Genomic DNA, 12,976 nt, shown 5'->3' with positions numbered 1-12,976 from the left:
AAAATGGCAATGCAGTACCACTTTGGCTGGCAGCATGTGTGGTCGTGACGGCAGCAGTTACTCCAAAAGGAGAACGTCGGCGGTATGCGTTGGTGAGCGCTGCCGCCGAGCTGCTCGGTGAGGGTGGGTTCGAAGCGGTGCGGCACCGAGCGGTCGCCCGGCGGGCTGGTTTGCCGCTGGCGTCCACCACTTACTACTTCTCGTCTCTGGACGATCTGATCGCCCGCGCGGTCGAACACATCGGGATGATCGAGGTCGCGCAACTGCGGGCTCGGGTCAATGCGCTGTCCCGGCGGCGGCGCGGGCCGGAAACCACCGCCGATGTGCTGGTCGACCTACTCGTCGGTGACGTGTCTGGGCCGGGGCTGGCCGAGCAGCTCATCTCGCGATATGAGCGGCATATCGCCTGCACCCGCCTCCCGGCGTTGCAGGAAAGCATGCGCCGCAGCTTGCGTCAGCGGGCCGAGGCGGTCGCCGAGGCCATCGAGCGGTCCGGCCGGTCGGTGCGCATCGAGCTGGTGTGCACGCTGATCTGTGCGGTCGACGGTTCGGTGGTCTCCGCGTTGGTCGAAGGCCGGGATCCGCGCGGGGCCGCGCTGTCGACAGTGGTCGACCTGATCGACGTGCTCGCGCCGGTGGATCAACGGCCGGTGGTGGCCAGGCCCGCCGGCAGTGTCGGCGTCACGATATAGCCGGTTATGGGGTCGCCGTAGATCGTGACGTCGGCCGGGCAACGGTAGGCATACATCGCGACGTAGGCGCAGACGACGGCATCGACGGGATCCTCCGCGCGGCGCAATTCGCATTTGCGTTGTGCCGCAACGACCTGCCGGCGTAACTCGGTCCAGTCGGGATGATCGGTGAGGTGCAGCGGCGGGGTGACGTGCGCCAGTCCTTCGAGGCCGGCCATCAGCCGCAGCAGTTCAGCCTTCAACTGTTCGATCCCGCGGCCGGGCTTGGCTTTGTATTTCAGGGTGCGGGACAGCCGGAACAGTGCCACCGTCGCCGCGTGCGGATACACCTCGATCGCCCGTCGCGCGGCCGTCGTGAACGGATCCAGATCGAGGCGCAGCGCGTGCGCCAGTCGCGCCGCCCGGGGGCCGTCGGCGAACTCCGGCTTGCTGGTGTTGGCGGGGTGGGCGCCGGCTTCGAACCTGCGGAAGTCACGGTTGAGTGCGGTCTCGGCCGGGCGCTGGCCGGTCGGGTTGGTGACCACCAGCGGCGCATCGAAGCCGACCACACAGTCGTTCGTCACGTGCGGCCGCAGCATGGCCAGCACCGCATCGTCCTGGCGGGCGGCACCGATCTGTAGCAGGTGACCGGCCGAGTCGAGGACGGCCACCCCGGTCGGATTGCGACCGGCCCAGGCCAGATCCACGCCGGCAAAGTGCACTCGCTCAGCCTAAGGCGGGCTGCGGTCGCACCGGCCACACTGGCCGCTGCGGGCAGCGGCCGTAAGCTGTGTCTTCGTGAGTATCCCGAACGTGCTGGCCAACCGGTACGCCAGCGCCGAGCTGGTCGCGATCTGGTCACCGCAGGCCAAAGTGGTCGCCGAGCGGCGACTGTGGCTGGCCGTGTTGCGAGCGCAAGCCGAGCTGGGTGTGGCAGTGCCTGCCGGGGCGATCGCCGACTACGAACGGGTGATCGACGATGTAGACCTGGCCTCGATCGCGGCGCGCGAACGGGTGCTGCGCCACGACGTCAAGGCTCGCATCGAGGAATTCAACGCCCTGGCCGGCCATGAGCACGTGCACAAGGGGATGACCAGTCGCGACCTGACCGAGAACGTCGAGCAGCTACAGATCCGCCGGTCCCTGGAAGTTGTTTTCTCCCATGGGGTGGCCGTGGTGGCACGGCTCGCCGAACGGGCGGTGGCCTACCGGGATCTGGTGATGGCCGGGCGTAGTCACAACGTCGCCGCCCAGGCGACCACGTTGGGCAAGCGCTTCGCCTCGGCGGCCCAGGAGACCCTGATCGCGTTGACCCGGCTGCGCGAGTTGATCGATCGCTACCCGTTGCGGGGTATCAAGGGGCCGATGGGCACCGCGCAGGACATGCTCGACCTGCTGGACGGCGATGCCGCCAAGCTGGACGAGCTCGAACGTCGTGTTGCCGAATTCTTGGGCTTCACAACCGTTTTCAGCAGCGTCGGCCAGGTGTACCCGCGGTCACTGGACCACGACGTGGTATCGGCCCTGGTGCAGTTGGGCGCCGGACCGTCGTCCCTGGCGCACACCATTCGGCTGATGGCAGGCCACGAATTGGTCACCGAAGGGTTCGCGCCGGGTCAAGTGGGATCCTCGGCGATGCCGCACAAGATGAACACCCGCAGCTGCGAGCGAGTCAACGGACTGCAGGTCGTGCTGCGCGGCTACGCCTCGATGGCCGCAGAACTGGCCGGTGCGCAGTGGAACGAAGGCGACGTATTCTGTTCGGTGGTACGGCGAGTTGCATTGCCCGACAGCTTCTTTGCCATCGACGGCCAGACGGAGACGTTCCTGACCGTGCTCGAGGAGTTCGGTGCCTACCCGGCCGTCATCCAGCGCGAGCTGGACCGCTACCTGCCCTTCCTGGCCACCACCAAGGTGTTGATCGCGGCGGTGCGCGCCGGCATGGGCCGCGAAGCCGCACACCATGTGATCCGCGAACACGCGGTGGCGACCGCGCTGGCGATGCGCGAGCGCGGCGCCGAACCCGACCTGTTGGACCGCTTGGCCGGTGACCCGCGGTTGCCGCTGGATCGCGATGCACTCGATGCGGCGCTGGCCGACAAGAAGGCGTTCACCGGTGCGGCCGGTGAGCAAGTCGACGAGGTCGTCGCGATGGTGGACGCGCTGGTGAGCCGCCATCCCGATGCGGCCAAGTACACGCCGGGGGCGATCCTGTGACGCTGGCCGCCGCGCTGTCCGGCATCGACTTCACCGACCTGGACAACTTCGCCAACGGGTTTCCGCACAGCCTGTTTGCGATTCACCGTCGCGAAGCGCCGGTGTATTGGCACGAGCCGACCGAGCACACTCCCGACGGCGAGGGTTTCTGGTCGGTCGCCACGTACGCCGAAACCCTTGCCGTGCTGCGTGATCCGGTGACATATTCCTCGGTGACCGGCGGGCAGCGGCCCTTCGGCGGCACCCTGTTGCAGGATCTGGCGATCTCGGGCCAGGTGCTCAACATGATGGACGATCCGCGGCACTCGCAGATCCGCCGTCTGGTCAGCTCTGGGTTGACGCCGCGGATGATCCGCCGCGTGGAGGACGACCTGCGGGCCCGGACCCGCCGACTGCTGGATGCGGTGGTGCCGGGGCAGCCGTTCGACTTTGTCGTCGACGTCGCTGCCGAACTGCCGATGCAGATGATCTGCATTCTGCTGGGAGTGCCGGAGTCCGAGCGGCATTGGCTCTTCGAGGCCATTGAGCCGCAGTTCGACTTCGGCGGTTCACGCAAGGCCACGCTATCGCAGCTGTCGGTGGAAGAGGCCGGGTCTCGAATGTATGCCTACGGTCAGGAATTGATCGCCGCCAAGCGGGCCGAGCCGACCGACGACATGCTGTCCGTCGTCGCGAACGCGATGGGTGACGACGCCGATGCGCCGGTGATGTCCGACCTCGAGGTGTACCTGTTTTTCAGCCTGCTGTTCAGCGCCGGCGCGGAAACGACGCGCAACGCGGTCGCCGGCGGACTGCTGGCGCTGGCCGAACACCCGCGGCAATTGGCCGCGCTACGTGGCGATTTCGATTTGCTTGCCACGGCGATCGAGGAAATGGTCCGCTGGACATCACCCTCGCCGTCCAAGCGGCGCACCGCCACCTGTGACGTCGAGTTGGGCGGACAGCACATCCAGGCGGGGCAGAAGGTTCAGATCTGGGAAGGCTCGGCCAACCGCGACGCGTCGGTGTTCGAAAGGGCCGATGAGTTCGATGTGGGTCGAAAGCCCAACCCCCACTTGGGGTTCGGTCAGGGTGTGCATTACTGTCTGGGCGCCAACCTGGCCCGGCTGGAGCTACGGGTGTTGTTCGAGGAACTGCTGTCGCGCTTCGACGGTGTGCAGGTGGCGCGGCCCGTCGAATGGACGCGCAGCAACCGGCATACCGGTATTCGCCACCTGGTCGTGGAACTGCACGAGGCGTCGTGAGTGTCCGGCTCGCCGATGTCGAGCCGGCTCCCGATGTGTTCGCCGCAGTCATGGCGACCGGCATCTTGTCGATCGCCGCGCACCGGCACCGCTACCACTGGGTCAGTGACACGTTGGGCGTCCTGGCGACCGGGGCCCTGGTACTGCTGGTCGCGCTGGTGATCGGGCATGCGGTCGTGCGTAGGGTCCGCTGGGATTTCAGCGATCCGGATGTGACACTGCGCCTGTTCACCTTCGTCGCCGCCTGCGCGGTGCTGGACAGCCGACTGGCATCTCAGCGGGCGGTGTTGGTGACGCTCGGCGTGGTGGCGGTCTCGGCGTGGCTGGCACTGGCCGTGCTCACCGCCCGCAACATGTGGATCCGCCGCGGGCCGGCATTGCGCGACGAGGCCCACGGCGCATGGGAATTGGCCAGTGTCGGCACTTCCGGGCTGGCGATCGTGGCCACTCAGGTGGCCGCGCACAGCTCTGCGCATTGGTGGTTGGGACTGGCCGTACCGGTCTGGGTAGCGGCGCTGGGCATCTACGCGCTGATGACCTGGCTGATCCTGTGGCGCGCGGTCACCGAACGCCACCAGCACAACGGATTCGACCCAGACTCGTGGATCCTGATGGGCGGCTTGGCCATTGCTACCTTGGCCGGTGACCACATCCACGCCCTGGCCCCGGCCTGGTTGGCACCGTCTATTCGGGTCGCCACCGTGGTGACCTGGGGGAGCGCCACCGCGTGGATCCCGGTGCTGATCTACATCGGCCTGCAGCGCATCCATCGGTGGCCCGCAACGCTGCGCTTCGCCGGCGTGTGGTGGGCCATGGTGTTCCCGCTGGGCATGTATTCGGCGGCGACCGACGCCATGGCCACCGAAACCGGTCAGCGGTCGTTGGCCACGGTCTCGCTGGTGTTCTTCTGGATCGCGTTGGGCGCCTGGCTCATCGTCGCCGGTGCCGGCTCGCTGCGGGTCGTCAGTAAGTTCGCAGCCTGACTCCGGCCGCCCGCAATTCCAGTGCCGCCAACCCGCGGATGACGACCGGATCCTCGTGGCGCCACCCGCCCACCGGATCGTCGCTGACGGCGGCAAGTTTGGCGGGCGACCGATTCGCCAGCGCCCGTAGCGCCAGCAATTGTTGTCCGGCGGTCGTCGCCGCCAACGCGGTCACCACCAACTTGCGCCGGAAGAACCGCAGCCGCAGGTACAGCCACGGACCCCCGACCGCCAGGATCGGCGTGGCGGCCACCGCGAGGGCGAGCACCACCGCCAGCCAGGTGGCCGTGGTGTCCAGATCGTGCCCGGCTCCGGCGATGTCGAGGGCGGCGTCGGCGGCCGAGGTCAGCGGCTTGCTCAACGCGTCACCGACCAGGGGCACACGCTGCACGCCATGGCCCGCCGACCCCAGGTTGCCGGCGATGCCGTGCGCGCCTTGCTCCACCTGCCGGCCTGCCTCGGCGATGGTGGAGATGGCGCTGTGTACGGCCAGACCGACCAGCACCCATATCGCCGTCCACAACGTGACGGTGATATCGCTGATCAGTTGGCCGAACAGGCGAAGGGGTCGGGTGGAGTAGGGCAGATACCGCGGACTCATAGGGCTGATCCCAGCACAATGCGGGGCGTTCGTTGCCCGATAGGCTGACCCGATGCGCCCCGCGTTGTCCGACTACGAGCATCTGGCCAGCGGCAAGGTCCGCGAGCTCTACCGCGTCGACGACCAGCACCTGTTGCTGGTCGCCAGTGACCGGATCTCGGCGTACGACTACGTCCTGGACAGCACCATCCCGGACAAAGGCCGCATCCTGACCGCGATGAGCGTGTTCTTCTTCGGCCTTGTCGATGCGCCCAATCACCTGGCCGGACCGCCGGACGACCCGCGCATCCCCGACGAGGTGCTGGGTCGCGCGCTCGTCGTGCAGCAGCTGGAAATGATGCCGGTGGAATGCGTGGCTCGGGGTTACCTGACCGGGTCGGGCCTACTGGACTACCAGGCGACCGGGAAGGTCTGTGGCATCCCGTTGCCGCCCGGCCTGGTCGAAGCCAGCAAGTTCGATGCGCCGCTGTTCACCCCGGCCACCAAAGCCGCGCTCGGCGATCACGACGAGAACATCTCGTTCGACCGGGTGGTCGAGTTGGTGGGCCCCGCACTCGCCGAACAACTGCGCGAGCAGACCTTACACATCTACGTGCAAGCCGCCCAGCACGCTTTGACGAGGGGAATCATCATCGCCGACACCAAGTTCGAATTCGGCACCGACCGCGACGGCAACCTGGTGCTGGCCGACGAGATCTTCACTCCCGACTCGTCGCGGTACTGGCCTGCCGACGACTACCGACCCGGTGTGGTGCAGACCAGTTTCGACAAGCAATTCGTCCGCAACTGGCTGACCAGCCCGGCCTCCGGCTGGGACCGCGGTGGGCAGCGGCCGCCGCCACCCCTGCCGGACGACATCGTCTCAGCCACCCGCGGTCGTTACATCGAAGCCTACGAACGGATCTCCGGCCTGAGCTTCGGTGACTGGATCGGCCCGAGCGCATGACCCAATCGGTCACCCCGCCCGTGGCCAAGCGGGTGGAAACCCGCCGCGAGCACCACGGCGACGTGTTCATCGACCCGTATGAGTGGTTGCGCGACAAGGAAAGTCCCGAGGTCATCGCCTACCTCGAGGCCGAGAACGACTACGTCGAGCACAACACCGCCCACCTGGCGCCGCTGCGGCAACAGATTTTCGACGAGATCAAGGCCCGCACCAAGGAAACCGACTTGTCGGTGCCGACCCGGCGCGGTGACTGGTGGTACTACGCCCGCACCTTCGAGGGCAAGCAATACGGCGTCCATTGCCGTTGCCCGGTCACCGACCCCGCCGACTGGAATCCGCCGCGATTCGACCAGGACACCGAGATCCCCGGTGAGCAGGTGCTGCTGGATGAGAACGAGGAAGCCGCGGACCACGAATTCTTCGCGCTCGGCGCCGCCAGCGTCAGCCTGGACGGCAACCTGCTCGCGTTCTCCGTCGACGTCATCGGAGACGAGCGATACACTCTGCGTTTCAAAGACTTACGCACCGGCGAGCTGTATCCCGACCAGATCGTGGGCATCGGCGCCGGAGCCACCTGGGCCGCGGACAACCGCACCGTCTACTACATCACGGTGGACGCCGCGTGGCGCCCGGACACGGTGTGGCGCTATCGGCTCGGCGCAGCCGATTCTGCCGAGCAGGTCTATCACGAAGCCGACGAACGGTTTTGGCTTGGGGTGGGACGCACCCGCAGCAACGCCTATGTGATCATCGCGGCCGGATCGTCCATCACGTCGGAGATCCGCTATGCCGACTCCACCGACCCCGAAGCGGAGTTCGCCGTCGTTTCACCGCGCCGCGAGGGCGTCGAATACTCGGTGGAACACGCGGTGGTCGGGGGCCAGGACCGGTTCCTGATCCTGCACAACGACGGCGCGGTGAACTTCACCTTGGTGGAAGCTCCCGTCGGCGATTACCAGCAGCAGCGGACCCTGATTCCGCACCGCGACGATGTTCGCCTCGACGGAGTGGACGCCTTCGCCGGCCAATTGGTGGTCAGCTATCGGCGTGCGGCGTTGCCCCGAATTCAACTGTGGCCGTTGGGCTCCGACGGTGGTTACGGAGAGCCCGAGGAGATATCGTTCGACTCCGAGCTGATGTCGGCCGGGTTGGGGGCCAACCCCAACTGGGACTCACCGAGGTTGCGGTTCGGCGCCGGGTCTTTCATCACCCCGGTTCGCATTTACGACCTGGACCTGACCACCGGTGAACGCATCCTGCTGCGCGAACAACCGGTTCTCGGCGACTACCGGCCTGAGGACTATGTCGAACGACGAGACTGGGCCTACGCCGACGACGGCGCCCGCATCCCGGTCTCGATTGTGCACCGCGCCGACACCGAGTTCCCCGCGCCCGTAATGGTCTATGGCTACGGTGCGTACGAGATCTGCGAAGACCCACGGTTTTCCATCGCTCGGCTTTCACTGCTCGATCGTGGGATGGTGTTCGTCATCGCCCACGTCCGCGGCGGCGGAGAGATGGGTCGGCTCTGGTACGAGCACGGCAAGCTGCTGCAGAAGAAGAACACCTTCACCGACTTCGTCGCCGTGGCACAGCATCTGGTCGATTCGGGGCTGTCCCGCCCGGAGCAATTGGTGGCCTCCGGCGGCAGCGCCGGCGGACTGTTGATGGGCGCCGTGGCCAACATCGCGCCGCAACTCTTCGCCGGAATCCTGGCGCAGGTGCCGTTCGTCGACCCGTTGACCACGATCCTGGATCCTTCGTTGCCGCTGACCGTCACCGAGTGGGACGAGTGGGGAAACCCGTTGGGGGACAGCGACGTGTATGCCTACATGAAGTCCTATTCGCCCTATGAGAACGTGGCGACCCAGCAATATCCGGCGATTCTGGCGATGACGTCGCTCAACGACACCAGGGTGTACTACGTGGAACCGGCCAAGTGGGTGGCGGCACTGCGGCACGCCAACGGCGGTGCCAACCCGCAGGGCAACCCGGTTCTGTTGAAGACGCAGATGCATGCCGGGCATGGCGGCATCAGCGGCCGCTACGAGCGCTGGAAGGAAACCGCATTCCAATACGCCTGGCTGCTCGCCGCTGCCGACGGCGACTACGACGCCGGCGGCCAGGAAGACGAACTGCTCGGCGGTGCGCACGCCTAGCGGCGAATAGCGGTCAGGCCGCGGGCTTGCGGGGTAGGAAAGAAGCCGGAATCAGGGTGACCGCCATGAGCGTGCAGCCCAGGACGAGGACCACGGTGTAGGAGTGGCACAGGTCATGCAGCACCTTGGCGTTGAAGTCGGGTGCAAGCGTCTGCGCCGGGATGCTGTTGGGGTCGAGGGGGATCCCGCGCCGGGCGGCGCCCTGCTGGAGCAACGCGAGCTTGTTTGCCGCGGCGATGTTCTCGCTGCGGTTGAACTGATTGGTCAGCACCATCGACATCAGGGCGGTGCCTATCGACCCTCCGACCTGCTGGTTGACGCTGATCAAGGTGGAACCGCGCGCAATCTCATGCGGCGTCAATGTCTGCACGGCAGCCCCGGACAGCGGCATCATGGTGCAGCCCATGCCCAGGCCCATGATCGCCAGACCGACCAGCAGCGTGGGCCGGTAGTCCGCGTCCTTGGCGACCCCGAAGGTGAAGGTGGCCAATCCGGTTGTGATCAGCGTCAGGCCCAGCAGCACACTCTTACCGGGCCCGTGCCGGTCCATGAACGCCCCCGCCAACGGCATGGTCAGCATCGCGCCCAGCCCCTGGGGGATCAGAAACACCCCCGACTGCATGGGGGTTTGGTGCAGCGCTTGCTGCAAGTAACTGGGTAAGAGGAGGCCGGTGCCGAAGAAGGCGACGGCGAAGAACAGCAGCGTCACGCTGGCTTGACTGAATACCCGGTTGGTGTACAGCCGCAGGTCGATCAGCGGATGATCGGTGCGGTACCAAGCGCGGAAGATGAATGTGCCGATCAACACCAGACCGATGATTGCCGGCACCAGCACGTGGCGATCGGCAACGGTGCCCCGGCCCGGAACCGACGACACCCCGAAAAGAAAGGTTGCCAGCCCGGGTGACAACAACAGCACGCCGATGAGGTCGAACGTCTCCGACGGCACCGGTCGATCCGGTGGGAACTCATGGGCCGCAAGCGCGAACGCGGTCACGCCGATCGGTAGGTTGACCAGGAAGATCCAGTGCCAGCTGAGCGTGCCGATCAGCCAGCCGCCGAGAATGGGACCGCAGATCGGGCCAAGCAGCATCGGAATGCCCAGGACCGCCATCATGCGCCCCAACCGCTTGGGTCCCGCGACACGGGTCAGGATCATGAATCCCAGCGGCATCAACATGCCGCCGCCGATGCCCTGCACCACACGAAACAGGATGAGCAACAAAATGTTTGGTGCCATCGCACACAGCAGGGAGCCCAGCGCGAACGCCAGCACCGATCCCATCCATAGTCGTTTGGTGCCGAAACGGTCTGCGGCCCAACCGGTTATCGGGATGACGGTGGTCAACGCCAGGGTGTAGCCGGTCATGGTCCAGGCCACGACCGCCTGGGTAGAACCGAATTCGAGGATGAAGGTCCGCTGTGCCACGCTGACCACGGTGACGTCGAGGATGGCCATCATCGAGGCCAGCACGCAGACACCGGCGATCCGCAGCGTGGCGGCGTCGAGCTTGTCGGGATAGACGTAGTCGCCGGCGCGGGGTTGACCCGTGACGGTGGTGGGTTCCTCGGCGGCAGCCGATGCCGAATTCGCCTTTTCCATGGCGTTGCTGAGCATATCGATACCGGCGACCGAACCGGCCGGACCCCGCTGAAGCGGCGGGCGCGATATACGTCTGCCGTCTGCGTGTCCTTCACCGTCCGGAAACCTGGGATCGGCAAACTGGCAGCGTGTCTGGAAAATTGATCGTTTCGGTGTCCGGGATCGGGGACCGAACCCTGGCCGAAGTGGACGCTTTCTGCGCGCAGATGGACGCCCGCTCGGTGCCGGTGTCCCTGCTGGTGGCGCCGCGGCTGCGCAATGACTACCGGCTGGATCGCGACCCGGTGACCGTCGACTGGCTCAGTGGCAGGCGCGCCGGCGGCGACGCCGTGGTGCTGCACGGGTATGACGAAGCAGCTACCAAGAAGCGGCGCGGAGAATTCGCGTCGCTGCATGCCCACGAGGCAAACCTGCGGCTGATGGCGGCCGATCGGGTGCTCGAGCACATGGGGCTTCGTACCCGGCTGTTCGCCGCGCCGGGCTGGACCGTGTCGCCCGGCGTCGTCAAAGCATTGCCGGGCAACGGATTTCGGCTGCTGGCTGACTATCACGGCATCACCGACTTGGTCCGTAAATCGACGGTTCGCGCCCGGGTGCTCGGCATCGGCGAAGGATTCCTCACCGAACCCTGGTGGTGCCGCATGGTGGTCATGTCCGCCGAGCGCATCGCCCGGCGCGGCGGCGTGGTGCGCATCGCCGTTGCTGCTCGTCACCTGTCCAAGCCGGGCCCACTGCAGGCCATGATCGACGCCGTTGACCTGGCTCTACTGCACGAATGCACGCCGATGGTGTACAGCTGGCGGCCCAACAGAGCAGTTCTCGACGCCGCATAACCAAGGGCCCTGATCACGGGCACTACCCTGTACCGACATGAGCGCTACACGGGCGGGCGATGAGTTCACCGCCGACGCGATTATCGTCGGAGCCGGGCTGGCGGGCCTGGTAGCCGCCTGCGAACTGGTAGAGCGCGGCCTGCGCGTGCTGATCGTGGATCAGGAGAACAGCGCCAATCTGGGCGGGCAGGCGTTCTGGTCTTTCGGCGGTCTGTTCTTCGTCAACAGCCCCGAGCAGCGCCGCCTGGGCATCCGCGACAGCCACGAGCTCGCGCTGCAGGACTGGCTGGGTACCGCGGCGTTCGATCGGCCCGAGGACTACTGGCCGCGGCAGTGGGCGCACGCCTACGTCGATTTCGCGGCCGGCGAGAAGCGCAGTTGGCTGCGCGAGCGGGGACTCAAGATCTTCCCGTTCGTGGGCTGGGCCGAACGTGGCGGATACGACGCGCAAGGGCACGGCAATTCGGTGCCGCGATTCCACGTCACCTGGGGCACCGGACCCGCTCTGGTCGAGATCTTCGCTCGCCAGCTGCGTAACCAGCCGAAAGTCCGCTTCGCACACCGCCACCAGGTCGACGAATTGATCGTCGAGGGCGACGCCGTGACCGGTGTGCGGGGCACCGTGCTGGAACCGTCGAACGAAGCCCGCGGCGTCGCGTCGTCACGGACGGGCATCGGACAGTTCGAATTTCGCGCGTCGGCGGTGATCGTGACCAGTGGCGGTATCGGCGGCAATCACGAACTGGTGCGCAAGAATTGGCCACCCCGCATGGGCCGCGTTCCCGAACAGTTGCTATCCGGGGTGCCGGCCCACGTCGACGGCAGGATGATCGGCATCGCGCAGCAGGCCGGCGCGCGGGTGATCAACCCCGACCGGATGTGGCATTACACCGAGGGCATCACCAACTACGACTCGATCTGGCCGCGCCATGGCATCCGGATCATCCCGGGACCGTCGTCGCTATGGCTGGACGCCGACGGCAAGCGGCTGCCGGTTCCGCTGTATCCCGGCTTCGACACTCTGGGCACGCTGGAATACATCACCAAGTCCGGCTATGACTACACATGGTTCATCCTGAACCGCAAGATCATCGAGAAGGAGTTCGCCCTTTCCGGGCAAGAGCAGAACCCCGACCTGACCGGCCAGAGTGTGCGCGAATTGCTGCGCAACCGGGCGCAGCACGGACCGCCGGGACCGGTGCAAGCGTTCATCGACCGCGGGGTGGACTTCGTCAGCGCCGACTCGGTGCGAGATCTGGTGGACGCCATGAACAAGCTCCCCGACGTCGCGCCGCTGGACTACCACACCGTCGACGCTGCGATCGCCGCGCGGGATCGGGAGGTGGCGAACAAATACACCAAGGACGGTCAGGTGACCGCGATCCGAGCCGCCCGCAACTACCGCGGTGACCGGCTCGGCCGAGTAGTGGCTCCGCACCGGATCACCGATCCGAAGGCCGGACCGCTGATCGCCGTCAAGCTACACATCCTGACGCGAAAAACGTTGGGCGGCATCGAAACCGACTTGGCATCGCGGGTGCTGAAGTCCGACGGCACGCCGGTCACCGGACTCTACGCCGCCGGGGAAGTGGCCGGATTCGGCGGCGGCGGGGTGCATGGTTATCGGGCCTTGGAAGGCACCTTTTTGGGCGGGTGCATCTTCTCCGGGCGCGCTGCGGGCCGAGGTGCCGCCCAAGACATCACCTAACCGCGCGGGTC

The 12,976-nt window shown here is 66.5% G+C and carries 11 protein-coding genes; 8 read left to right on the top strand and 3 right to left on the bottom strand.

Annotated elements, in window-relative coordinates; genetic code table 11:
- The first annotated feature begins 44 nt into the window (after positions 1–44).
- Positions 45–692, top strand: coding sequence for a TetR/AcrR family transcriptional regulator (locus I2456_RS25045; protein WP_068026130.1), 648 nt, complete (start codon positions 45–47; stop codon positions 690–692).
- Here the strand turns inward: I2456_RS25045 and I2456_RS25040 are convergent.
- Entirely contained in the window at positions 641–1,393 is a 753-nt protein-coding gene (locus I2456_RS25040) for a DUF429 domain-containing protein (protein ID WP_085074979.1), read from the bottom strand. The two genes, I2456_RS25045 and I2456_RS25040, sit on opposite strands and share 52 nt — an antisense overlap.
- A 76-nt stretch (positions 1,394–1,469) precedes the next feature.
- Here I2456_RS25040 and purB point away from each other — a divergent pair, with 76 nt between their 5' ends.
- Genes purB through I2456_RS25025 form a run of 3 tightly spaced genes read left to right on the top strand, consistent with a single transcriptional unit; the run spans position 1,470 to position 5,115 of the window.
- On the top strand, positions 1,470–2,888 hold the full coding sequence (gene purB, locus I2456_RS25035; protein WP_068026084.1) for an adenylosuccinate lyase: 1,419 nt from the start codon (positions 1,470–1,472) through the stop codon (positions 2,886–2,888).
- A complete protein-coding gene (locus I2456_RS25030; protein ID WP_085074980.1) occupies positions 2,885–4,132 on the top strand; it encodes a cytochrome P450 in 1,248 nt (415 codons plus the stop codon). Before purB ends, I2456_RS25030 begins: the two co-directional genes overlap by 4 nt.
- Positions 4,129–5,115 carry a tellurite resistance/C4-dicarboxylate transporter family protein gene (locus I2456_RS25025; protein ID WP_068163186.1) on the top strand — a complete coding sequence of 329 codons (987 nt, stop codon included), beginning with the start codon at positions 4,129–4,131 and terminating at the stop codon, positions 5,113–5,115. The genes I2456_RS25030 and I2456_RS25025 overlap by 4 nt, the downstream gene beginning before the upstream one ends.
- Here I2456_RS25025 and I2456_RS25020 read toward each other — a convergent pair.
- The gene (locus I2456_RS25020) at positions 5,096–5,716 is read right to left on the bottom strand and encodes a hypothetical protein (protein ID WP_068163184.1); all 621 of its coding nucleotides are present in this window, start codon (positions 5,714–5,716) and stop codon (positions 5,096–5,098) included. The genes I2456_RS25025 and I2456_RS25020 overlap by 20 nt on opposite strands.
- A 52-nt stretch (positions 5,717–5,768) precedes the next feature.
- Between I2456_RS25020 and I2456_RS25015 the strand changes: the two genes are divergently transcribed.
- Both I2456_RS25015 and I2456_RS25010 read left to right on the top strand, forming a co-directional pair.
- The gene (locus I2456_RS25015; protein WP_068026095.1) at positions 5,769–6,662 is read left to right on the top strand and encodes a phosphoribosylaminoimidazolesuccinocarboxamide synthase; all 894 of its coding nucleotides are present in this window, start codon (positions 5,769–5,771) and stop codon (positions 6,660–6,662) included.
- Positions 6,659–8,821: a S9 family peptidase gene (locus I2456_RS25010; protein WP_085074981.1), complete on the top strand. Its 2,163-nt coding sequence runs from the start codon at positions 6,659–6,661 to the stop codon at positions 8,819–8,821. The genes I2456_RS25015 and I2456_RS25010 overlap by 4 nt, the downstream gene beginning before the upstream one ends.
- A gap of 13 nt (positions 8,822–8,834) precedes the next feature.
- On the opposite strand, the gene I2456_RS25005 is transcribed toward I2456_RS25010, so the two are convergent.
- Entirely contained in the window at positions 8,835–10,439 is a 1,605-nt protein-coding gene (locus tag I2456_RS25005; protein WP_174814217.1) for a DHA2 family efflux MFS transporter permease subunit, read from the bottom strand.
- 113 nt (positions 10,440–10,552) lie between these two features.
- Here I2456_RS25005 and I2456_RS25000 point away from each other — a divergent pair, with 113 nt between their 5' ends.
- Entirely contained in the window at positions 10,553–11,257 is a 705-nt protein-coding gene (locus tag I2456_RS25000) for a DUF2334 domain-containing protein (RefSeq protein WP_068026103.1), read from the top strand.
- Positions 11,258–11,294: 37 nt separating this feature from the next.
- A complete protein-coding gene (locus I2456_RS24995; protein WP_085074982.1) occupies positions 11,295–12,965 on the top strand; it encodes an FAD-binding dehydrogenase in 1,671 nt (556 codons plus the stop codon).
- The last annotated feature ends 11 nt before the right edge of the window (positions 12,966–12,976 follow it).

This window comes from Mycobacterium kubicae (genome assembly GCF_015689175.1).
Lineage (GTDB): Bacteria > Actinomycetota > Actinomycetes > Mycobacteriales > Mycobacteriaceae > Mycobacterium > Mycobacterium kubicae.
The sequence above is the reverse complement of the archived record's forward strand: the minus strand, read 5'-3'. Positions and strand labels throughout refer to the sequence as shown.